Genomic DNA, 23,052 nt, shown 5'->3' with positions numbered 1-23,052 from the left:
TGTCACCCACCGCCGGCCGGCCGAGGACCTGCCGGTTGAGGACCTGCCGGTTGAGGACCCGCCAGGTGAGGACCCGCCGGTCCGGAGTCCACCGGCCGCGTTCCCGCCGGTGAAGGGATCTGCCGGCCGAGGACCCGGCCCGCGCGGTGCACCGCCTCCGTCGCGGTGAGCCGCCCGCCCCGCTCGAACGCGTCCGTGAAGCGGGCCTCCCCCAGGGCCGCCCGGGCCGCCGCCGCGATCCGGTCCGTGTCTCCGCGCTCGGCCGCCGGCAACGGCGCGCCCACCCCTCGACGCGCCGCGTCCGCCGCGCCGAGCAGCAGCGCCCCGCACTCGGCGCCGGCCCGCCCGACACTCCCCCGGCCAGCGACGACGGCCGCGCCGGCCAGACCCTCCAGCGAGAGGGCCAGCGCACGCGGCTCGTCGAGGGAGCAGGCGACCGCCCAACCGCGCAGCTGGCGATCGGCCGCCAGCTCGGCGTCACCCCGGAGTTCGGCGACGAAGCCGAGTTCCGCGAGCAGCAGATGGTCACCCGCCTCCGAGGACACCTCGGCGTAGCCGTCGCGGATGTGCAGCAGGTGGGCCTCGGCGGCGTCCAGGTCGCCGGAGCGGCGCGCGCCGAGCGCGAGGCCCATCTCGGAGTGGATCTCCCCGTACTTGTAGCCCTGTTCGGCCGCGATCCGGCGGGCCCGCTCGTGCAGATCGCGGCCCCGGTCCCAGTCATGGGCCAGCAGGGCGAGCCGGCCGAGCCCGGACAGCCGCGCCGACACCTCGGCCTCCAGCCCCAACTCCCGCGCGATGTTCAGCCCTTCACGTTGACGGCGGGCCGCCTCCGCGTACTCCCCCTTGATCTCCGCGAGCGCGGCCAGCGGCGAGACCGTCTGCAACTCTCCCCATCCGTCGCCCAGTTCACGGAAGAGGGTGGCGCTGCGCAGGCCGTCACGGCCGAGTCCGGCGAGATCGCCGCGCACCAGGGCGAGCGTGGCCCGGAGACCGAGCGCGGCGGCGGTGCCCCACTGGTCGCCCTCCTCGGCGAAGACCGCCAGGGCGCGGGTGTTCAACTCCTCGCCCTCGGCCGCCTCGCCCGCGCTGAACAAGCCGTACGCGCAGAGCCACAGCGCGCGGGCCCGGCGCACCGGGTCGGGTACCGCGCCGGCCGACGCCACCGTGCGGGCCAGCGCCCGCGCCTCCGCAGGGTCGCCGGTGAGGAGCGCGAACGCCCCGTGCAGGAGGGCGAGTTCGGAGGTGGGCCGGGGCGCGGCGGCGAGCGCCGCGGCCAGACTGCGACGCCCCTCGGTGAGCCGGCCGCGCAGCAGCCACCACCAGGCCAGGGCGGTGGCCAGGCGCACCGCCTCACCGCCGTCCCCCTCCGGTGTCCGGCGGACCGCCTCGTCGAGGGCCGCGCGGAGGTTGCCCGCCTCGGCGTCCAGCCGGGCGAGCCAGGACCGCTGGCCCGCACCGCGCAGTTGGGGCTCGGCGCGTTCGGCGAGGGCGAGGTAGTAGCGCAGATGACGGCCGCGAACGGCGGCCAGGTCCGCCATCTCGTGCAGCCGCTCGGTGGCGTACACGGCGACGGACTCCAGGAGGCGGTAGCGCCGGCCGGTGGGCTGGTCCACCACGACCACGAGGGACCGGTCGACCAGCCGCGTCACCAGGTCGAGGACCTCGTCGCGGGTCACACCGTCGCCCGCGCAGGTGGCCTCCGCGGCGTCCAGGTCGCAGCCGTCGCTGTGCACCGCCAGCCGGCGCAGCACGATCCGCTCGGGTGCGCTGAGCAGCTCCCAGCTCCAGTCGATCACGGCGCGCAGGGTCTGCTGACGGGCGGGCGCGCCGCGCCGGCGGGAGCTCAGCAACCGGAACCGGTCGCCCAGTCGCATCGCCAACTCCCGTACTCCCAGCGTGCGTACACGGGTGGCGGCGAGTTCGAGGGCGAGCGGGATGCCGTCGAGCCGGCGGCAGATCTCGGCGACGGCCGCTCGGTCGGCGAGGTCGCCCCGGCCCGGGTCCCGGGGGAAGCCGGGATCGTGGGCGGCGGCGCGCTCGTTGAACAGCCGCACGGCGTCGTCGGTCGCCAGCGGCTCGACCAGGAAGACGGCCTCGCCGGTCAGTCCCAGCGGCTCCTGGCTGGTGGCCAGCACCCGCAGGCCGGGTGCGGTCCGCAGCAGCAACGCGGCGAGGTCCGCGGCCGCGTCGACGACGTGCTCGCAGTTGTCCAGGACCAGCAGGGTACGGCGCTCCCGCAGCGCGGCGGCGAGCCGGTGGGCGGGCGAGGCCGCGCCCGCGCCACCGCCCGTGCCCGGTGGTGCGGCGGGGGCGTCGTCCCGGATGCCGAGCGTGCCGGCGACGACCTGGGCCAGGTCGGCGGCGGTGCCACCGCGGACTCCCGCGAACTCCACGAGCCTGATCCCGTCGGGCCGGCCGCCGGCCGGGCCGCGCTCCGCCATCGCCGTGGCGGCCGCCACGGCCAGCCGCGTCTTGCCGACGCCGCCGGCGCCCGCGAGGGTCACCAGGCGGTTATCGTCCAGGAGCCCGGACACCCGGGTGACGGCCTGGTCCCGGCCGATGAGGCGGGTCAGCGGTACGGGCAGGTTCGAGTACTCGCCGGCACCCGGGGGGACGGCCGTACTGTCCGCGGCACCGCCGGAGGGCAGCCCGGGGCGCGGGGCGACGGGGGTCGACGGGGCGGCAGGGACCGGCCGGCTCGGAGCCTCCCCGGGCGCGGGGGGTGCGGCGAGGCCGGCGGGCTCGGCGGGCGTGGCGGGCTCGGCGGGCACGATCCGGGCCGGTGCGGCGGTGCGAGCGGAACCGAGGCCGTCGCCCAGGCCGTCGCCCAGGCCGGGATCCTGGCGCAGGACGGCCCGGTGCAGGGCGGTCAGGGCGGGCGCGGGGTCGACCCCCAGCTCCTCGGCGAGCCGGGAGCGGAGGTCCTCGTAGCCGGCGAGGGCCTCGCTCTGGCGGCCCGCGAGGTAGAGGGCCCGCATCTGGACCGCGCGCAGCCGCTCGCGCAGCGGGTGCCTGGCGACGAGGGCGGCCAGTTCCCCGGCCAGGAGCGCGTGGTCACCGGCGAGGAGCCGCGCCTCCGCCTGCTCCTCCAGGACGGCGAGCCGCTGCTCGGCGAGGCCGCACGCCGCCGCCCGGACGAACTCCTCGTCGGCGAAGTCCGCGTACGCCGGCCCCCGCCACAGGTCGAGGGCCTCGGTGAGGAGCGCCGCGCGGGCACCCGGGTCGCCGACGGCGCCGGCCCCGGCCACCAGGCCGCCGAAACGGTCGGCGTCCACCTCGTGGGCGGCCCGGTCCAGCCGCAGGCGGTACCCCGCGCCCTGGCGCAGCACGCGGTCCCGGCCGAGCACCCGCCGCAGCTGGGAGACCTTGCCCTGGAGCGCGCCCTCGGGCCTGCCGGGCGGTTCGTCGCCCCACAGGTCCTGGATGAGGCGGTCGGTGGAGACCGGGCCGCCGCCGTGCGCCAGCAGGTCCGCGAGCAGAGCCCGGACCTTGACCTCGGGGACGGTGATCTCCTCGCCGTCGTCGCCCCACACCACGAGTGGTCCCAGTACCCCAAACCGCATGTCGGCCACCGTATCGCGCCCCGGGGGCGCGGGCCCGGCCCGGGGGATCTTCGACGGGCCGTCAGCCGACCCTCAGCGGACCGGCAGCGGATCCGCAGTGCCCCGGAAGCGCCCTCGGGCACTGTCGGAACCACCGAATCGCCGAGCGGCGGAAGGAGTGACCGGCATGACCAGGTACGCGGGCCGCAGGGCCGTCGTCCTCGGCCAGGACCCCGACATCGGCCTGGCCATCGCCAAACGGCTGGTGGAGGGCGGAGCGCTCGTCCTGCTGGCCGCCCGGACCGCCGGGGAACGCGCCCGGGCCAGGACCGAGCTGGGCTCCACCGCCACCGTCGTCGAGCGCGCCGAGGACGGCGCTACCGGCATCGACGACACCGACCTGCTGTTCGCCGACGCCGTGGCCGGGGTCCGCCCGCTGCTCCCGTACCTCCGGGACGGCGGCGCGGTGGTGCTCACCGCGCCGGCGCCGTCCGCCGCCGCCGTGCGCACGCTCGCCGCCGAGCTGGTCCCGCGCGGCATCCGGGTCAACGCGGTGGCGCCCGGCTGTATCGAGGCGGTGCCCGCGGGCACCGCGCCGCTGCCGCCGCTCGGCCGGCTCGGCTCCGCCGAGGAGGTGGCCCGCGCCGCGCTCTTCCTGGCCACCGAGGCGACGTTCACGACCGGCGCCCGGCTCCCCGTCGACGGCGGTCTGGCCCACTCCTGACCGCCGCGCCCGAACCCACCGGGCCCGGCCGACCCCCGGGGCCGTCCACCGGCCACCGCTTCGCACCACCCGTCCCTTCCCCTGGAACCTCCGGAGCACGCCCCATGAGCACCTCACCCGACATCACCGACGCTCCCGGCTCGGAGACCCGCTCCTCGCCGCCCGCGGCGGCGGGTGGCGAGGAACCGCAGAAGCTTCCGCTGCTCGCCCTGATCGCCCTCGCCACCGCCGTCTTCATCACCAGCCTCACCGAGACCCTGCCTGCCGGCCTGCTGCCCTCGATGAGCTCGGACCTCCGGGTGAGCGAGTCCGCGACCGGCCAGACGGTCACGATCTACGCGATCGGTACCGCCCTGACCGCGATCCCACTGGCCTCGGCCACCGCCGGCTGGCGGCGCAAGCGCCTGCTCCTGACGTCCATGGCCGGCTTCGCCGTGGCCAACACCGTCACGGCGGTGTCGTCGGTCTACGGTCTGACCATGGTCGCGCGGTTCGTCGCGGGTGTCGCCGCCGGTCTGGCCTGGGCCCTGCTCGCCGGCTACGCCCGGCGGATGGCTCCCCCCGCGCTCCAGGGCAAGGCGATCGCCATCGCGATGGCCGGCATCCCGGTCGCCCTCTCGCTCGGTGTGCCCGCCGGGACCTTCCTGGGCACCCAGACCGACTGGCGGGTGCCGTTCTTCGCGATGACCGGGCTGACCGTCCTGCTGCTGGTCTGGATCTCCGCGACCGTGCCGGACTACCCCGGCCAGCAGGCGGGCGAGCGGCCGAAGATGCTGCGGGCGCTGAGCGTGCCCGGCGTGACGCCGGTGCTGTTCGTGACGCTGGTCTTCGTCCTGGCGCACACCGTCCTGTACGCCTACATCGCCTCCTTCCTCGACGACCACGGCCTGGGTGACAGCACCGACCTGGTACTGCTCGTCTTCGGGGCGGCCTCGCTCGCGAGCATCTGGATCGTCGGCTCGCAGATCCACGCCAAGCTGCGCTCCCTCACGGTCGCCAGCACGCTGCTCGTCGCCGCGGCGGCGCTGCTGCTCGCGGTGCTCGCCGACAGCACGGCCCTGGTGTACGTCGCGTCCGCCCTGTGGGGCCTGGGCTGGGGCGGCATTCCGACCCTGCTCCAGACGGCGGTGGCCGACGCGGGCGGTGACCAGGCCGACGCGGCCCAGACCATGCTGGTGACGCTGTGGAACGTGGCGATGGCCGCGGGCGGCGTCATCGGCGGTGTCCTGCTCGACGTGAGCGGGAGCGACTCCTTCCCCTGGACGGTGCTCCTTCTCCTGCTGCCGGTGCTCGTGGTGGTCCTGACCTCCCGTAGCCACGGCTTCCCCGCCAAGCGCCCCACGGCGTAACGCGGTTCGGGTTGGTGACGGACCGTCACCAACCCCCCGGAACGGCCACCGAAGGCAACCTGACCCCCGGGCCTTCGGTGGCCTCCCGGCGTTCTCCGCCGTGTTGTCCCCCGGTGCTTTCCCCGCCGCGTTCTCCCCCGGCGTTCCCCGGCCCGGATCCCTGCCGCGCAGTCCGCATGTCGGACGGCGCGGCAGAGTTCATGAAGTGTTGACACGGGTGCCGGAACGCCCGTCCGCACCCGCCCCGCGCTGCCACCCCCACCGGCGACGGCAGCGCTCTGACCTGCGGCCGAAGGCTCCGAGGACCCGATCGGACCGTTCGGAGCCGCACAGCCGGCCAGCGCCGGCGGATCCATGGCGAGAGCGTTTCCGGAGGATGTCTTCGCAGGTCGGAACCGGAATCCGGCCGACCGGCCCGATCCGGTGACGTTCTCACCGGAAGCGGTACTTTGACATTCGAACGGCGCCCGGGTGCGGCTCGGGGGGCGAGCGGGGGGTGGGCACGGAGGGGCTTGGCGTCCGGAGGAGGGAGCTCGGAAATGAGAAACGTACTCGTGGTGGAGCGGGAGATCACCTTTGCCGAGTCGATGGTGCGCGATCTGCGCCGACAGGGGTTCGTCGCGCGCAGCGTCGGCACCGGGGCGCAGGCCCTGCGCACGTACCGTGAGGCCGATCTGGTGCTGCTCTCGCTGGAACTGCCCGATGTCGACGGCATCGAGGTGTGCCGGAGCCTGCGGACCGAGAGCGACGTCCCGCTGATCGCGTTCACCCGCCGGGACGACGAGTTGGAGCGGGTGCTCGCGCTGAAGGCGGGGGCCGACGACTGCGTCGCGCGGACCTGGGGCTTCCGGGAGATGGGGGCGCGCATCGACGCGGTGCTCCGCCGGTCCTCCCGCCGCCCCGGACCGGCCACCCCCGAAGCCATCTCGCTGCTCCCGCTGCACATCGATCCGCGGACCCGGGAGGTGCGGCTGCGGGACCGGCTGATCGACGTGACGTCCAAGGAGTTCGAGTTGCTCTACATCCTCGCCGCCAACCCCGAGACCGTGGTGTCGCGGAAGGAGCTGATGGCCAAGGTGTGGGGCAGCGACTGGGGACAGACGAGTCGCACCATCGACACCCATGTGAGCACGCTGCGGGCCAAGCTCGGCTGCAGCCGCTGGATCATCACCGTCCGCGGGATCGGCTACCGGATGGGGCACGCCGCGCGGTCGAGGCAGGCGGCGCCCGCCGGCCCGGCCACCGACCACGCCACCGATGCGGCCGTCCACCGCGCCACTGTCCCGGCCGCCGACCCGGCCGTCTACCGCGCCGCCGACCCGGCCGCCGACCTGTTCGTCGCCGCGCACGACGGGACTCCCGAGGACCGGCGGGCGGCGAACTCCGCCTGGTAGTCGGGCAGGACGACCGTGCTGCTGACCCTCCGACCCAGCTCCAGCATCCGGTTCAGGATCCACCGCCGTCCCAACAGCCCGTTCCTCAGCCGGAGTCCGGCCGCCGTGCCCGGGGCCAGGAACGGCCCGGTCCGGTCTCCGCCCTGCTGGCAGCCCTCGGCATAGCCGCGCACGGTGTCCTCGTACCGGGTGAAGGCGGTGCGGTGGTCGCCCCGGGCGCGGGCGAGTTCACCGGCCAGGACGTACGCGGCCACCACCGCGGTGCCCGTCCCCATACCGCCGATGGTGGCCCCGCAGGCGGCGTCCCCGACCAGGGCGATCCGGCCGGTGGACCAGGCCGGGACGTCCGCCCGGCTGATCGAGTCGAAGTAGAGCTCCGGGGCTTCGCGCAGGCTCTCCAGCAGGCGCGGCACCTCCCAGCCGAGGTCGGCGAACGCGTCCGCGACCAGCGCCTTCTGCTGTTCGCGGTCGTGCCGGTCGTAGCGCAGCTCGGGTGCGGCGAAGAGGAAGAAGGCTCCCGCCCGGGCCGGGTCACGGTGGTCCGCGCCGACGGCGGCGAGCCGGCCCGGCACGTTGAGGCCGACCGAACCGGGCCGCAGGCCGGAGTAGTTGGGCAGCTGCCAGGTGGCCGCGTAGTAGCCGAGGTGCCGGACGTAACGCTCCTCGGGACCGAAGGCGAGCCGGCGGACGGTGGAGTGCAGGCCGTCCGCGCCGATCACCAGGTCGAACGTGCGCGGGGCACCGTGGCGGAACTCCACCCGGACCCCGGTGGGCGTCTCCTCCAGCGCGGTGACCGAGTCCCCGAAGACGTACTCGGTGGACGGCAGGCTGTGCCGGTGGAGCAGCTGGGCCAGTTCGCCGCGCGGCACCTCGATGTCACCCCCGGCGAAGTCGGCCGGCAGGTGGAGCCTTCGGCGACCGCGCGGGTCGACGAAGTCCATCGGGCTGCCGCCGGTGTCGAGCCGGCGCAACTCGTCGAGCAGGCCCATCCGTTCCAGCACGGTCAGGTGGGTGTCGCCGCGGAAGTCGACGGCCTGGCCGCCGCCGCGCAGGGCCGGGGCCAGCTCGACGACGGTGGGCTCGAAGCCGTACCGCCCGAGCCAGTGGGCCAGGGCCGGGCCGGCGATGCTCGCACCCGAGATGAGGACTTTCGCACCCATGTGAACCACTCCGTCCGGGAGAACCAGGAAACTGTGTCCAGCAGACACTGATTGCTGCTGTGTACGGTAGACACAGTTGGGTCGGTGCGCAAGGCACCGGCGCGGAGCTGGGCGGGAGCGGGGATTTGAGCAGCACATCCGGCGGCGGAGCGGGAGACACGGTGAGGCTGCTCTGGGGCCCCCACCAGAAGCCGAGCCGGGGGCCCAAGCCGGCGCTCAGTCTGGAGCGGATCGCCCGGGCGGGCATCGAGATCGCGGACGCGGAGGGGATCGGCGCCGTCTCCATGCAGCGGGTCGCCGGGCTGCTCGACTACACCAAGATGTCGCTCTACCGCTACGTGCCGGGCAAGGCCGAACTGGTGGCCCTGATGGTCGAGGCCGCGATCGGAGAACAGGCCCCGGCAGGGCCGGGAACCGCTCCGGACGGCGGGACACCGAGCCCTCGGACCGGCGGGACAGCGATCCCTCGGACCAGCGGGACAGCGGAGGGCACGCCGGAGGCCGCGCCGCCCGCCTGGCGCACCGAACTCCACGCCTGGGCCCGGCAGGTGGCCGAGACCTTCGGCGCGCACCCCTGGCTGCTGGACGCCACCGTCGGCCCCCGGGTACCGGGCCCGAGGGAACTCGCCTGGCTGGAACAGGTGGTGGCCTGCCTGGACGGCACCGGGCTGACCGGGCCGGAGCGGATGGACACCGCCGTCCTGCTGGCCGGTCACGTCCGCGGCATCAGCGAACAGGTCCGAGCAGCCGGGCCGGCCGGCCGGCCGGAGTCGGAAATGCTCGCCGTCCTCGGCGGGCTGGTCCAGGAACACGCCGAGCGGTTCCCCGCGCTCGCGGTCGCGATGACGGAGCGGGACGGCCGTGACCAGGCGATGGAGTTCGGCCTGGAGCGCATCCTGGACGGCCTGGCGGCCCTGATCGCGCGCCGGTCGGGCTGACGGCTCCGACGAGGCCGATCCGCGGCGGGGGTCCGTGCCGGGGGTCGGGATCGGGGGTCGGGATCGGGGTCAGGTGGGTGCGGCTGCGGGCCGTGCGGCAGTGCGGCACTGCGGCGGTTCAGCGGGGCCGGCCGGTCAGCGCGAGTGGCGCAGGTCCTCCAGCTCACCGGTCATCCGGCCGAGGAAGCGCGCCACCGCCGCCAGCTCCGCCGGGGTGAACTCGCCGCGGACCGTCTCGGTGCGCCGGGCCACCGGCGCGAACCACTCGGCGGCCATCCGCCCGGCGCCGGGCAGGTACCGCACCAGCACCTGACGACGGTCGGCCGCATCCCGGGTACGGCGGACGTGCCCGGCCCGCTCCAAGCGGTCCAGTACCGCCGTGACCGCCCCCGAGGTGAGGGCCAGCTCCTCGCCCAGCCGGCCGGGGGTGATCCCGCCCTGGCCACCGGCCGGGCCGGGCGCCGCCCGCATCACCGCGAGCAGCGCCTGGACGTCGGTGGCGTGCAGACCGCTGGCGGCGGCGAAGCCGTGCCCGAGCAGGTGCATCTCGGCGGCGAGGTCCTGCAACAGCCGCCCGAGCGCCAGGGTGTCGGACGGCACCGGCGCGGCCGGCGGCGGAGCGTCGGACGGTCCCGGGGCGGGGGGTGGCGTGCTCGGGTCCTGCTCCGACAAGGTCATCCGCTCCGGTCGCGTACGGCGTTCCTACCGCTGTTACCCGTTCAGCCTAACCGGCCCGACCGTCTCAGACGTGCTCGCCGACCGGCTCGGGCACCGCCGCACCGATCGCCGAGCGGGCCGGCCGAGCCGGCCACCAGACCCGCTCCCCGAGATCCCGGACCAGCGCCGGCACCAGCAGCGACCGCACCAACAGGGTGTCCAGCAGCACCCCGAAGGCGACGATGAAGGCGATCTGGGCGAGGAAGGCCAGCGGGATCACTCCGAGCGCGGCGAAGGTCGCGGCCAACACCACCCCGGCCGAGGTGATCACCCCACCGGTGGCCGTCAGCCCGCGCAGCACCCCCTCCCGGGTGCCGACCCGCAGCGCCTCCTCCCGGACCCGGGTCATCAGGAAGATGTTGTAGTCCACACCCAGCGCGACCAGGAACACGTACCCGTACAGCGGCACCGAGGGGTCGACGGCGCTGAAGCCGAAGACGTGCTCGAAGACGAGCGCGCTGACGCCGAGCGTGGCCAGGTAGGAGAGCGCGACGGTGGCGGCGAGCAGCAGCGGGGCGAGCAGCGAGCGCAGCAGCAGCACGAGCACCACGAGGATGCAGAGCAGCACGACCGGCATGATCAACCCCCGGTCCCGCTCCGCCGTGATCCGGGTGTCGTACTGCTGCGCGGTGTACCCGCCGACCAGTGCGTCCCCTCCCGGCACCGCGTGCACGGCATCCCGCAGGCGTCGCACGGTGGCGATGGCCGCGTCGCTGTCGGCCGGGTCGGCGAGCGTGACGTCCAGCCGGACGCGCCCGTCCACCGTCTCGGGAGCGCCGCCGGGCGCCCCGCCGGTGTACGGGCGGACGCCGGACACCCCGGGAACGGCGGCCGCCGCCGCGACCGCCTCGGCCCGCCCGGCGGCGGCGATCACCACGGCCGGGTTGCCCGCGCCGCCGGGGAAGTGCCGCGAGAGCAGGGCCTGCCCGGCCGCCGAGGGCTGGGCCTTGATGAAGAGTTCGCTCTGCGGGACGCCGCCCGAGTCCAGGGTCGGCGCGAAGGCGGCGAGTGCGGCGAGCACGGCCAGGCTCGCCGCCCAGGTGCCGCGCGGCCGGCGTCCGACCAGTGCGGCCACCCGCTGCCAGACGGCGTTCACCGGGGCCCGCCCGTCGGCGGCCGGTCGGGCCGGCCAGTAGGCGGCGCGGCCCAGCAGAACGAGCGCGGCCGGCAGGAAGGTCAGCGCGGAGAGGACCGCACAGCCGATCCCGATCGCGCCGACCGGGCCGAGCGCCCGGTTGTTGGTGAGGTCGGAGAGCAGCAGGACGAGCAGACCGAGCGCGACCGTCGTCCCGGAGGCCGCGATCGGCTCGACGGACTGCCGCCACGCGACACGCATCGCCGCGAACCGGTCGCCGTGCAGGTGCAGTTCCTCACGGAACCGGGCGGACAGCAGCAGTCCGTAGTCCGTGGCCGCGCCGATCACCAGGATCGACAGCAGCCCCTGCACCTGGCCGTCCACCCGGACCAGACCGTGATCGGCGAGCAGATAGACCAGCGCGCAGGAGATCCCGAGGGCGAAGACCGCGCCGAGGATCACCAGCAACGGCAACAGCAGGCTCCGGTAGACCGCGAGCAGGATCAGCAGCACCACGCCGAGGGCGACACCGAGCAGCAGGCCGTCGATTCCGGCGAAGGCGCCGCCGAGGTCGGCCGCGATCGCCGCCGGGCCGGCCAGACCCACGGTGGTGTCCGGCACCTGGGCGGCGAGGTCGCGGACGGCCCGGACGCTGTCACCGGTCTGCCGACCGAGGTCGGAACGGAACTGGACGACGCCCTGCAGGGCGCGGCCGTCCTCGGCGGGCACGACGGGCGACACCCGCCCGGTGGCGCCGGGAACGGCAGCGGCCGCTTGCAGGGCCCGGGTGGCGGCGGCGCGCTGGGCATCGTCGACCGCTCCGGCGCGGCTCTCCCAGACCACGATCACCGGCAGGGTGGCGGCTGTCCGGAAGTCCTCCCCGAGCCGGGCCACCTCGGTGGATTCGGCGCTGCGGGGCAGGAAGGCGGCCCGGTCGTTGGTGGCGACCTCGGAGAGCTTCCCGGCGTAGGAACCGAAGGCGCCGCCGAGGCCGAGCCAGACGACCAGCAGGGCGAGCGGGACCAGCAGCCGGGTTCGGCGCCGGGCGGTGGAGTGGGGAGCAGCTGGACCGGTGCGCATCGCGGAGCGCCCTTCGGGCAGGGGCGGGTGACGGACAGCGGGAATCATATCTCTCAATGGTCGAGAGACTTGACCATCAAGAGGCCTGGTCGCCAGACGGCCTGCTCCCCCGATCAGGTGCTGCCGCCCCGCGGTCGGCGACCACCCCCGAGCAGACCGGCCACCGAGAGCGCACCCCAGCCGACGGAGACGGCCACCGCCATCACCCGGTGCCGGCGCTCCGGCAGCGCGGTGGCCAGCAGCGCGGCGTCGCCCAGGTCCGAGGCGATCCGCACCAGGGTCGCCGCTCGGAGCGCGGACTCGTCGGGCGCGAAGGCCATCGCCAGACCGCAGGCAGCGTCCCGGAAGGCGAGCGGGCGCAAGCAGGCGGCGGTGGAGTCGGGCAGCGAGCCGTCGGTGGCGGTCAGCCCGGACGGAGCCGCCAGCAGTACGGGCCACCGGGCGACGGCGAGGCCGTAGACGGCGGTGGCGGCGCCGGTCAGCCGCAGCAGGCGAGAGTTCATGGCACAGGTCTCCCGGGGTCGGTGGGGCAGCGTGGATGAGGCAGCGTGGGTGGGCAGGGTCGGTGGGGGCAGGGTCCGTGGGGGCAGAGCTGATGGACGGCCGGGACTGCGGTCGCCCGGGTGGTTCGGCGCGGCGGGCCGTCCGGACGGGTCGCCGGCGGACCGTTCACCCGGCCGTTCGCCCGGCCGGCGCGCCGCCTCATCCTCTACGACGCGTCGCCTCCGCCGGGGCCGACACGTCCGGGCCGTCGCGTCCGGTGGCGGAGCCGCGTCGGACCTCCACGCGCCCGTCCGCCGCTCCCGGTCGGGCGATCACGAACTCGGCGACGAGCAGATTGATGAGCCAGGACGCCCAGGCCGCGCTGCCGTAGGCCAGGTCGAAGGAGAGGCCGAGCGCCTCGAAACCCAGCAGCCACAGTCGAAGGGTGACGGCCGCCAGGATCAGCGCGTACGACCTGGTCGCCCAGATCCGGTGGCGGGCGAACTCCCGCCGCCGGGCGGTGGCGTACGCGGCGGCGGAAGCCCCCAGGAGCAGGGCGGCCAGCAGCGCGAAGCCGATCGGGGCGATCGGCGCGACCAGCGCCCGCGGTGCCAGTGACAGACCGCCGATCCCGGCCACCACCGCACTCACCAGGTAGGCGCGCCCGACGAACCGGTGCACGGCCGGGCGCCGGGTGCGCAGTCGGGGGAGGAACTGCCAGGGCCCGAGCAGCAGCGCCAGGACGCCGCCGCCGATGTGGAGCAGCAGCGGGGCCAGATGGGCGAGGTAGACAGCCCGCTGCTCCGGGAGGAAGGTGTTCGGATCGAGTGAGAAGTAGCGGGCGCCGAGCAGGGCGGTCGCTGCGGCCAGGACGGTCGTCACGGCCCAGCCGACGCGACGCAGCCCGGCGCGACGCCGCCCGCGGGGCGGCGTCATCGGCCCGCCCGGGGGGCCGTCGCCACGATGGGTGGCCTGGGTGGCAAGTGGTTTCATGACCGGAAAAGCTACGGACCGGACGGGCCTGGCCGCGTCCCCCTGACGGAGCGAAAGCGAGTACTTCGGCCGGGGTGATCGGGGCCGGCCGCGGGGCTCCGCGTACTCCTGGGGGAGCACCGCGTCATACCCCCGCAGGGCGATGCGAGCGACCGGCCGACATCGCTAGCGTTCCTCCCGACGAAGCGACCTGCCTCCGCACCACACCGCACCGCACGCACCACACCGCACCACACCGCACCCACCACACCCCACCGCACCACACCCCACCGCACCGCTGTACGGAACCACCGACCACCGAACCCACCAGGACTGCGATGAACCGAACGGCCTCGGCTCTACCCCGCGTCACCGACCTCGCCCTCGCCTCGGCGTGCTTGTGCGCCCTGCTCGTCGAGCGCGCCGGGGCGGCGGCGGAACTCGGCGCGCGGCTGGGCCCGGCCGTCGCCCTGAGCGTCGTCGTCGCCGGCGCGCTCGCCACCCGCCGAACGGCACCACTGGCCTCCTACCTGGCCGGGTCGACGGCGCTGGCGACGGAGGCACTGCTCGACCTGGGCAGCGCCGTCTCGCCCTACGCCAATCTGATCGGCCTCTACTCGCTCGGCCTCCACGCGTCGCGCGACCGGGCGCGGCTCGGGCCGTTCGTGGCACTGGTCGCCATGGCCGCCTACTTCAGCGGCCCGGGCGGCGGCGGCACCTACCCCGCGATACCCGCCGGGGTGCTGTTCGTCTGGCTGCTCGGCTGGGCGCTGGGCTACGGCACCGCGCGGCGGCTGGAGGAGCGGGACACCGCCCGGTTGCTGCTGCGCCGGCAGGCCGTCACCCAGGAGCGCACCCGGATGGCGCGCGAGCTGCACGATCTGGTCGGCCACACCGTCAATGTGATGCTGGTCCAGGCCGGCGCGGCCCGGCGGCTGCTCGACCGCGACCCGCGGCGCACCCGCGAGGTCCTGACGGAACTGGAGCACACCGGCAGGGAGGCGCTCGACGAGTTGGACCGGGTGCTCGGCCTGCTGCGGCGCGCCCCGGACCCGGCCGACCTGCCGCCCGACGAACCCGTCCTCCAGCCCGGTCTGGCCGACCTGCCCCGGCTGACCGGCCGGATCGGCCAGGCGGGGATCCGGGTGCGCGTCAGCATCGACCCGGGTGTGAGCGCGCTGCCGCGCAGCATCGACGTCTCGGCCTACCGGATCGTCCAGGAGGCACTGACCAACACGGTGAAGCACGCCCGGGCACGATCCGCCGACGTCACCGTCCGCCGGCTCGGCGATGTGCTCGACATCGAGGTCAGCGACGACGGACGCGGCGCCGCCGTCGGGTACTCTCCCGGGCGGGGGCTGCTCGGCATCACCGAGCGGGTCTCGATGCTCGGCGGCCGGGTGGAGCACGAGCGCGGCGCGCTGGGCGGCTTCCGGCTGCACGCCGCGCTGCCGATCCCATGAGCCTCCCACCGCCGAACGGGCGGACCGCGACCACCGGCACGGGCGCGCCCACCGCGCCGGGCCCCAGCCCCACCAGCCCCAGCCCCGCCTACCCCAGCCCCGCCAACCCCGCCGACTCCGCCAACCCCGCCGACCCTGCCGACCCCAGCCCCGCCGACCCCAGCCTCACACCATCCGAAGACCCCGCACCACCCGCCCACGGCTCCACCGGTCCCGCCGTCGTCCGGGTCGTGGTCGCCGACGACGACGCCCTGCTGCGCGCCGGGGTGGCCCTGGTGCTCAGCACGGCCGACGGCATCGAGGTGGTCGGCCAGGCCGCCGACGGTCTGCAGGCGGTCGCCCGCTGCCGCGATCTCTCCCCCGACGTCGTCCTGATGGACGTCCGGATGCCCGGGATCGACGGGATCGAGGCGACCCGCCGGATCGTCGCGGCCGGCCTGCCCACCCGGGTCCTCGTCCTCACCGTCTTCCACCACGACGACTACGTGTGGGGCGCCCTCCGCGCCGGCGCCGACGGCTTCCTGCTCAAGCGCACCTCCCCCGAGCGCCTCATCGACGCCGTACAGGCGCTCGCCGCCGGGGAGGTGCTGCTCGACCCGGCCGTCACCCGCGGCCTGGTTGCCCGGGTCGTCGACCGGGCCCCGGGCCGCTCGGCCGCCGAGCCCGAGGACCCTCGGCTGGGCCAACTGACCGCCCGGGAGCGGCAGGTCCTTCGGCTGGCCGCCGAGGGCCGCTCCAACGCGGAGATCGCCGGCCTGCTCGTCCTCGCGGAGTCCACCGTGAAGACCCATATGAAGCGCGTCCTCGCCAAGCTCGACGCGCGCGACCGGGCCCAGGCCGTAGCCATCTCCTATCGCGGCGGTCTGATGTCCTTCTGACGCCGTCGCACCCACCACCGCAGGCTCCGCACACCCACCCGACAGCCCCCGCACACCCACCGCACAGCCCCCGCTCACCCACCCCGGCCCCGCCCGACAGGCCCCCACCCGACAGGCCCCCGCCCGAACGGCGCGGCCCGCGCGCCCCGGGGAAGGGGGTGCGCGGGCCGCCGGTACGGTCCTGCCGGGCTCAGCCGGTGATCGGCTTGGTGTCGAGGCGGATGTGGTCTACCGCCCAGAACCAGTTGTTGCCGGCGTCGTACATCCGGAACTTCAGGGTCACCGCGCGGGCGCCCGCCGGAACGGCGAACTGCTTGGTGACGAAGGCGTTCTGGACGTCCTTGCCGGCGTTGTCGTTGCCGGTCGCGTCGCTGCTGTAGGAGAGCAGCCGGGTCTCGGTCCCGTTGTCGAAGACAGCGGTGACGGAGGCCTTCTGCGGCGCCTCCTGCCGGTAGTGCGAGTCGAAGCCCAGGTACAGGGTGCTCGCCCCGGCCGGGAGCTGGACGGCGGGCGAGACCAGGGTCGAGTCGAACTTGCCCTTGCCCGACGGCGCGCCGGTGTCGTCCCAGTCGTCCGGGTCGGCGACGGCGAGGATGCCCAGGCCGCGGCTGAAGTTCCCCCGGTCCTGCCCGGCCGGGGTGGACCAGGCGCGCTTGGTGTGGAAGGTCCAGCCCTGGAGGCGGACGGTTCCCTGCGGCATGCCGGGGGCGTTGGCCACCGACCAGCCCTGCGGGGCCTGCGGCGTCCAGCCGAGGACGCCGCCGAGCGGCTGCAGCGCACCGGCCAGCGACTCGAAGTCCTCGCCGAGCAGGTGACCGGCCATCACCGGGGCGGTGCGGGCCGCGATCTCGCCGTCGGCGAGGGCGAACCGGTCGCCGGCCAGCGCCCGGGCGGTGACCAGGATCCGGTGGGTGGCACCGTCCGGCAGCACGGCGGGCGGGGTGACGTCCCACTCGGCGGTCGCGGTGGCTCCGGCGGCGAGCGCGGCCGGCGGCGCGGTCACGGCGGCGACCGTCCAGCCGGCCGGCACGACCGGCTGAACCTCGATCGCGGTCAGCGCGGCGGTCGAGGTGAACCGGGCGGTGACCCTGGACGGGCGGCCGGGCAGCAGGATCGCCTCGTCGATGGTGGTGGACGCGGCCTTGAGCGTGACGTCCAGGGCGAGCGGGTCGGCGAGGCCCATCGCCGGGTCGGTCACCAGGTGGTCGCCGTCCCAGGGGAAGCGCCCGGCGATCCGGCGGCGGAAGCCGAGCTCCCCGCGGACGCCCACCGCGACGTCGTACCAGCCCTCCGGGCCGACCTTGACGTTGACGGTCTTGTCGTCCCCGGCCGCGACCCGCACCTCACGCAGCCCGTCGCCGTAGGCGAGGTCGCCGACCAGGAAGGTCTGGGCGGTGCGCGAGCGGTTGATCACGTCCACCTCCAGCACCTTGCCGTTCTGCTCCTCGGAGAGCGAGATCTCGTACACCGAGGCGGTGTCCCCGCGCAGGTGCCAGAGCGCGCCGTTGGGGCCGTGCACCCGCAGGTCGTAGCCCTCGGGGCCGACCGTCCAGACGTCGGAGGTCCGGCTCTTGGCGCCGACGGTGTAGTGGCGCGGCGCGGCGCCGGGTGCCGGGTAGACGGCGAAGACGGCGCCCTGGCGGCCCTTGTTGATGAAGTCGACGGTCAGTTCGCCGCCCTTGAGCTTCGGCTTGACCAGCAGGTCGTACGGGCTGATCCGGGCGGTGCGGGTGCCACGCTGCTGCTGCGGGAACGCCTGCGGGTTGGGCACGGTGGGCGCGGGCAGCTTGCCGGTGTCGACGACCTTCTGCCGGTTGCCGCTGGTGTCGGGCAGCTGGGGCCAGACCGGGTTGCGGCCGGAGAAGTCGAAGACGTTGGTGAGGTCACCGGTGACGGCGCGCCGCCACGGGCTGATGTTGGGCTCCTCGACGCCGAAGCGCTGCTCCAGCAGGCGCAGCACCGAGGTGTGGTCGTAGACCGTGGAGTCGACCACGCCGCCGCGGGTCCACGGCGAGACCACGATCATCGGGACGCGCACGCCCAGGCCCATCGGGTACGGGCCGGAGACCAGGGTCTCGCCCGCGGGCAGGGTGTCGGACCAGGTGAGCGAGCCGTCGGCGGCCTTCACCCGGTACTTGCCGTCCTGGCTGACCACCCGGTGGTAGGTCGAGCCGCCCTTGGAGACCCGGACCACGACCTCGCCGTCGACCGGGACGGTCGACTTGCCGCGCCCGGTGGCCAGCGGCGGGACGGGCGGCAGCTGGTGGTCGAAGAAGCCGCCGTGCTCGTCGTAGTTGAGGATGAAGACGGTCTTCTCCCACACCTCCGGCTTGGCGGCCAGCGCGGCGAGCAGCCGGGCCGTCAGGTGCTCGCCGTTCGGCGGCGCGTAGTTGGCGTGCTCGGAGAGCGCGGCGGGGGCGATCAGCCAGGAGACCTGCGGCAACTGGTCGGCCTGGATGTCGGCGGTGAACGCCTCGACCAGGGCGTCACCCATCGCGAAGGGGTCGTTCTTCTTCGCCGGGTCGCCGACCGCGCGCATGCCGCGCTCGTAGAGCGGTTCGCCCGGCTTGGCCTTGACGAAGGGGGTGAACCAGGCGAGCGCGTTGTCGTCGAAGTTGTCCAGCGCCTGGTAGGTCTTCCAGCTGACCCCGGCCTTCTGCAGCCGCTCGGCGTAGGTGGTCCACTCGTAGCCGCCGGGGATCTCGGTGTTGTCGGTCACCGGGGTGTCCCGCACCGTGCCGCCGCTGGTCCCGGTCATCAGGTGCTCGCGGTTGGTGTTGGTGTTGCACTGGACCGACGCGTAGTAGGCGTCACAGGCCGTGAAGACCGAGGCGAGCGCGTTGTAGAAGGGCATGTCGGCGGGCTCGTAGTAGCCCTGGCCGAGCCAGCCGCCGGAGCGGCGGGTGACGGAACCGTCGGCGCGGCCGTCGTTCCAGGCGTTCATCGAGTCGACGAAGCCGAAGGCCGGGGCGCCCTGCTGGTAGGCGTTGGTGTGCGCGGCGTTCATCGGGAACGGCAGCAGGTGGCCCTCCTTGCGCCCCGGGTCGGGCTGGTGGAACACCGAGCGCCCGTTGATCCCGCGCACCGCCGTCCGGTCGCCGAAGCCGCGCACGCCGGGCAGCGTGCCGAAGTAGTGGTCGAACGCGCGGTTCTCCTGCATGAACACCACAACGTGCTGGATGTCCGCCAGCTTGCCGGGGCGGGCCGGCGCGGCCAGCGCCTCGCGCACGCTCAGCGGGAGGGCGGACAGGACGGCGGCCGCCGCCGCGCCACCGAGCAGGGTGCGGCGCGACAGTTCGGGCATCGGAATCATCGGGGGACGGCTCCTTGATCACGGGTGCTGGGCTTCCGTTCGGCCCAGACCCGTTATGTGTAAGCGCCCGAGATGGACGGAAGTGGGCCGGTTCGATGGCGCTTCGATGACAGCCAGTGAACTCCGAGCTGTACAGACAACTTGGGCCAACCTGTCGCCGGTCCCGCCACCGCCCCCCGCGCCGTACCGCCGGCCGACCGCCGCCGGCCCCGGCCCCGTCCGAGCCGATTCACCCCCACCGCCCAGCCGCCCGGAAGGAGAAGATAGTTGACGAACCGTCGGGCCGCCCGCACCGGGTCGTGGACAACCCTTGACGAGGCATGTGGTCTGTGGAAATCTCTCGGCAGGTCCAGTCCAATGATCTTTCCGCGGGGGAGAAGATCGGACCGCTCGACGTATCAGGGGGGAACCTGGGAGTCGGGTCGGCCTTGCTCAAGCGGCCTGCCGACCGGCCCGAGGGGCGGGCCGGGCCTTGTACGGCGGCCGCGCCGTCCGCCGGGCCGCAACGTCGCGGCAGAACCGCTCGGACGGGTGCCCCACAGCCCCGCCTCCGTCTCCCGAATCGAGCTCGCCATGTCCCACTCCCCCGCCGTTTCCGGCCCGTCCTCCGGCGTGTCCGGCCCGTCCTCCGGTCCGCAGGAGCCCGCGAGAGCGGCGCACACCCCCGACCGGCCCGGGCACCCCGAGGCCCCCGGCCCGTCCGGGCGCCCCGCCTCCCCCGCCCAGCACGGGATCTGGCTGACCGCCCGGCGCAACCCCGTGCCCGAGGCCTTCCACCTCGCCCTGCGGTTCGCCTTCGACCGGATCGACACCGAGGCCCTGGCCCGCGCCGTCGACGCCACCGTCATCCGTCACCCCGCGCTCGCGGCGGCCCTCGTCGAACGGGACGGCCTCGTCCGCCAGGTCCCGGCCGGGCGGCCGCCCGCCCTGACCGTCGTCGACGCGACGGCCGACACCGGTGAGGCCTCGGCCAAGCGGCTGGCCGAGGAACTCGCCCTCCCCTTCGACCTCGTGGCCGGACCGCTCGCCCGCTTCACCCTGTACCAGCGGCCCGACGGGACCGACGACCTGCTGGTGGTCGCCCACCACGCCGTCTTCGACGGCCAGTCCAAGGACGTGCTGGCCGCCGACCTCGCCGCCGCCTACACTGCCGCGCTCGCGGGCGAACGCCCCGACTCCGCCACGGCCCAGGACGCCCGGCCGGCCCACCCCGGAGCCGAAGCCGTCCCCGGCTCCGACGCCGCCCCCGACCCCGAGGCCGTCCGCCGGGCGGCCGCGTTCCACGGCCCCCGCTGGGCCGCGGCCACCGACCCGGTCCTGCCGCACGGCCCCCGGGCCACCACCGACGCAGGCCGGGGCGAGGCCGTCGGCTGGCGGCTCGACGGCCCCGGACACGCCGCCCTGACGGACGCCGCGCGCGACTGCGGGGTCACCGTCTTCGAGTTCCTGCTCGCCGGCCTGCACGGGCTGTTGCGACGCTACGGCGGCGAAGCGGTGCCGGTCGCCGTCCCCTTCTCCACCCGCCGCCCGGAGCAGCGCCACGAGATCGGCCTCTTCGTCAACGAGTCGCCGGTGCACGCCCCGGCCGGCGCCGACGAGGAGAGCTCCTTCGCCGAGTACGCGCGGGCCGTCCGGGCCGAGGCCCGGTCGGCCTCGGCCCACCGCGCCGTCCCGTTCGGCGCGGCCGTACCCGGGCTCACTCCCCGGGCCGGTCTGGCCCCGGTCTCCTTCGGCTACCGCCGCCGCACCACCGCCGACCCGGTCTTCCCGGGCACCGGCGCCCGGGTCGACTGGACGGTCTCCCAGCACACCTCCCGCAACACGCTGCACCTCCAGGCGGTCGAGGACGCCGGGGCCGTCGGCTTCTCCCTCCAGTACGACCCGGCCGTCCTCGCGCCGTCCACCGCGCACCGGATCGCCGGACACCTCACCGCTCTGCTCGCCGCCGCGACGGCCGACCCCGGTACGGCCCTGGCCGACCTGCCGCTGCTCGACGAGGCCGAGTCGCGTCTGCTCACGACCACCTGGAACGCCACCGCCCACGGCTACCCCGCCGACCGGACCGTGCTCGACCTGGTCCGCGAGCGTGCCGACGCCACGCCGGAGGCGCTCGCCGTGGTGGCCGGCCAGGAGCGCCTGACGTACCGCGACCTGCTGCGGCGCGCCGACCGGCTGGCCGAGGCGCTCGCGGCGGCCGGGGTCGGCCGGGACGACCTGGTCGGCCTGCACCTGAGCCGCACCGCCGACCTGCCGGCCGCCCTGCTCGCCGTGCACGCCCTGGGCGCGGGCTACCTGCCGCTCGACCCCGGCTACCCGGCCGAGCGGCTCGCCCTCGTCCTCGCGGACTCCGGCGCCGCCCTGCTGCTGGCCGACCGCGAACCGGCGCCCGAGGTGGCCGCCGCGGCCCCGACGCTGCTCCGGCTCGCCGAGGCACTGGGCACCACGCCGACGACCGCGGTCACCGCACCCCAGACCGGCCCGACCACGCCCGCCACGGCGACGACCGGCCCGACCACGACCGGCCCGGCGACGGACCGCCCCGCCGCCCCCGGCCGGCTCGCCTACGTGCTCTACACCTCCGGCTCCACCGGCCGCCCCAAGGGCGTCGAGATCGGCCACCGCGCCCTGGTCAACCTGCTCTCGGGTTTCGCCGACCGGCTCGGCTCCGGCCACCGGGACGTCTGGCTCGGCCTCACCTCGCTCTCGTTCGACATCTCCGCGCTCGAACTGCTGCTCCCCCTGGTCACCGGCGGGCGGCTGGTCCTGGCCCCCGACGGCCTCGCCGTGGACGGCCCGGGCCTGCGGGCCCTGGTCGAACGCGAGGGCGTCACCCACGTCCAGGCCACCCCCTCGGGCTGGCGGGTCCTGCTGGGCGCCGGGCCGCTGCCGTCCGGCCTGACCGCCCTGGTCGGCGGGGAGGCCCTGCCGCTGCCGCTGGCCCGGGAGCTGCGGACCGGCACCGACCGCCTGTTCAACGTCTACGGGCCGACCGAGACCACCATCTGGTCCACCTGCTCCGAGATCCCGGCCGCGCCGGAGGCCGTCCGGATCGGCCGGCCGATCGCCAACACCCGTGCCTACGTGCTGGACCGGCGGCGCCGGCCGCTCCCGGTCGGCGTTCCCGGCGAGCTGTACCTCGGCGGCGACGGGGTGGCCGAGGGCTACCTGGACCGCCCCGGGCTGACCGCCGAACGCTTCGTCGAGGACCCCTTCGGCGCACCCGGTGAGCGGCTGTACCGCACCGGCGACCTCGTGGCCTGGAGCGCCGACGGCGAACTGGAGTTCCTCGGCCGGCTCGACGACCAGGTCAAGATCCGCGGCCACCGGATCGAACTCGGCGAGATCGAGTCGGCGCTGCTGGCCCACCCGGCGGTCGCCGAGGCGGCCGCCGCCGTCCACCGGGAGGACGAGGCCGAGCCGTTCGTGGCCGGTTACCTCGTCCCCCCGCCCGGGGCCGCCGCGCCGGACGCCGCCGAGCTGCGCGCCTTCCTCCAGCGCGTGCTGCCCGCCGCCGCACTGCCGCAGCGCTACGCGGTGCTCGACCGACTGCCCCTGACGCCCAACGGCAAGCTGGACCGCCGGGCGCTGCCCCTCCCGCCGCGACCGGTCGAGGCCGCCACCGCGACCGGGCAGCCGGCGCCGGAGCACGACGAGGTGCTCACCGCCGTGCTCGGGGTCTGGGCCGAGGTGCTCGGGCTGCCCGCCCTCGGCCCCGAGGACGATCTCTTCGAACTCGGCGGACACTCCCTGACGATCATCCAGATCACGGCCCGGATCCGCGACCTGCTCGGCGTCGAGCTCGACTTCGACGTCTTCTTCGCGACCCCGACCCCGCTCGGCATCGCCGCGGCCGTCCGCGACCTGCGCTGACCTCCCGGGCGGCGCGCTGCACCGCGCCGCCCGCCCGCCCCGCGGCGGATCCGCCCCGAGGGCACCGCCACCTCCGACGTGCGCCGAAATGGAC

Annotated in this window: 14 protein-coding genes; 7 read left to right on the top strand and 7 right to left on the bottom strand. The window is 75.2% G+C overall.

Annotated elements, in window-relative coordinates:
- Window positions 1–2 precede the first annotated feature (2 nt).
- The gene (locus ACFXHB_RS20785) at window positions 3–3,563 is read right to left on the bottom strand and encodes a BTAD domain-containing putative transcriptional regulator (RefSeq protein ID WP_380576060.1); all 3,561 of its coding nucleotides are present in this window, start codon (window positions 3,561–3,563) and stop codon (window positions 3–5) included.
- 166 nt (window positions 3,564–3,729) lie between these two features.
- On the opposite strand from ACFXHB_RS20785, the gene ACFXHB_RS20780 reads away from it, so the two are divergent.
- The 3 genes from ACFXHB_RS20780 (at window position 3,730) to ACFXHB_RS20770 (ending at window position 7,009) form a co-directional block, all read left to right on the top strand.
- Window positions 3,730–4,266, top strand: coding sequence for an SDR family oxidoreductase (locus ACFXHB_RS20780; protein ID WP_380576059.1), 537 nt, complete (start codon window positions 3,730–3,732; stop codon window positions 4,264–4,266).
- A gap of 104 nt (window positions 4,267–4,370) precedes the next feature.
- Window positions 4,371–5,615 carry an MFS transporter gene (locus tag ACFXHB_RS20775; RefSeq protein ID WP_380576058.1) on the top strand — a complete coding sequence of 415 codons (1,245 nt, stop codon included), beginning with the start codon at window positions 4,371–4,373 and terminating at the stop codon, window positions 5,613–5,615.
- A gap of 539 nt (window positions 5,616–6,154) precedes the next feature.
- The gene (locus tag ACFXHB_RS20770; protein WP_380576057.1) at window positions 6,155–7,009 is read left to right on the top strand and encodes a winged helix-turn-helix domain-containing protein; all 855 of its coding nucleotides are present in this window, start codon (window positions 6,155–6,157) and stop codon (window positions 7,007–7,009) included.
- Here ACFXHB_RS20770 and ACFXHB_RS20765 read toward each other — a convergent pair.
- The gene (locus tag ACFXHB_RS20765; RefSeq protein WP_380576056.1) at window positions 6,919–8,169 is read right to left on the bottom strand and encodes an FAD-dependent monooxygenase; all 1,251 of its coding nucleotides are present in this window, start codon (window positions 8,167–8,169) and stop codon (window positions 6,919–6,921) included. The genes ACFXHB_RS20770 and ACFXHB_RS20765 overlap by 91 nt on opposite strands.
- A gap of 125 nt (window positions 8,170–8,294) precedes the next feature.
- On the opposite strand from ACFXHB_RS20765, the gene ACFXHB_RS20760 reads away from it, so the two are divergent.
- Window positions 8,295–9,107: a TetR/AcrR family transcriptional regulator gene (locus tag ACFXHB_RS20760; protein WP_380576055.1), complete on the top strand. Its 813-nt coding sequence runs from the start codon at window positions 8,295–8,297 to the stop codon at window positions 9,105–9,107.
- Between the two features lie 135 nt (window positions 9,108–9,242).
- On the opposite strand, the gene ACFXHB_RS20755 is transcribed toward ACFXHB_RS20760, so the two are convergent.
- The 4 genes from ACFXHB_RS20755 to ACFXHB_RS20740 all read right to left on the bottom strand — a co-directional run bounded on the left by ACFXHB_RS20755 (window position 9,243) and on the right by ACFXHB_RS20740 (window position 13,455).
- Entirely contained in the window at window positions 9,243–9,785 is a 543-nt protein-coding gene (locus tag ACFXHB_RS20755; protein ID WP_380576054.1) for a MarR family transcriptional regulator, read from the bottom strand.
- A 64-nt stretch (window positions 9,786–9,849) separates the two neighbouring features.
- Complete coding sequence (locus ACFXHB_RS20750) at window positions 9,850–11,979, bottom strand: MMPL family transporter (RefSeq protein WP_380576053.1); 2,130 nt, start codon at window positions 11,977–11,979, stop codon at window positions 9,850–9,852.
- 113 nt (window positions 11,980–12,092) lie between these two features.
- A complete protein-coding gene (locus ACFXHB_RS20745) occupies window positions 12,093–12,482 on the bottom strand; it encodes a hypothetical protein (protein ID WP_380576052.1) in 390 nt (129 codons plus the stop codon).
- A 199-nt stretch (window positions 12,483–12,681) separates the two neighbouring features.
- Window positions 12,682–13,455, bottom strand: coding sequence for a DUF2306 domain-containing protein (locus ACFXHB_RS20740; RefSeq protein ID WP_380576051.1), 774 nt, complete (start codon window positions 13,453–13,455; stop codon window positions 12,682–12,684).
- Window positions 13,456–13,772: 317 nt separating this feature from the next.
- Between ACFXHB_RS20740 and ACFXHB_RS20735 the strand changes: the two genes are divergently transcribed.
- Window positions 13,773–14,897: a sensor histidine kinase gene (locus ACFXHB_RS20735; protein ID WP_380576050.1), complete on the top strand. Its 1,125-nt coding sequence runs from the start codon at window positions 13,773–13,775 to the stop codon at window positions 14,895–14,897.
- 230 nt (window positions 14,898–15,127) lie between these two features.
- Complete coding sequence (locus ACFXHB_RS20730) at window positions 15,128–15,775, top strand: response regulator (RefSeq protein ID WP_380576103.1); 648 nt, start codon at window positions 15,128–15,130, stop codon at window positions 15,773–15,775.
- 190 nt (window positions 15,776–15,965) lie between these two features.
- Here ACFXHB_RS20730 and ACFXHB_RS20725 read toward each other — a convergent pair whose 3' ends face one another.
- The gene (locus tag ACFXHB_RS20725) at window positions 15,966–19,088 is read right to left on the bottom strand and encodes a phosphocholine-specific phospholipase C (RefSeq protein WP_380576049.1); all 3,123 of its coding nucleotides are present in this window, start codon (window positions 19,086–19,088) and stop codon (window positions 15,966–15,968) included.
- Between the two features lie 573 nt (window positions 19,089–19,661).
- On the opposite strand from ACFXHB_RS20725, the gene ACFXHB_RS20720 reads away from it, so the two are divergent.
- Entirely contained in the window at window positions 19,662–22,958 is a 3,297-nt protein-coding gene (locus tag ACFXHB_RS20720; RefSeq protein WP_380576048.1) for an amino acid adenylation domain-containing protein, read from the top strand.
- The last annotated feature ends 94 nt before the right edge of the window (window positions 22,959–23,052 follow it).

It is taken from the genome of Kitasatospora sp. NPDC059327 (assembly GCF_042752535.1).
In the GTDB taxonomy this organism is placed as follows: domain Bacteria; phylum Actinomycetota; class Actinomycetes; order Streptomycetales; family Streptomycetaceae; genus Kitasatospora.
The sequence above is the reverse complement of the archived record's forward strand: the minus strand, read 5'-3'. Positions and strand labels throughout refer to the sequence as shown.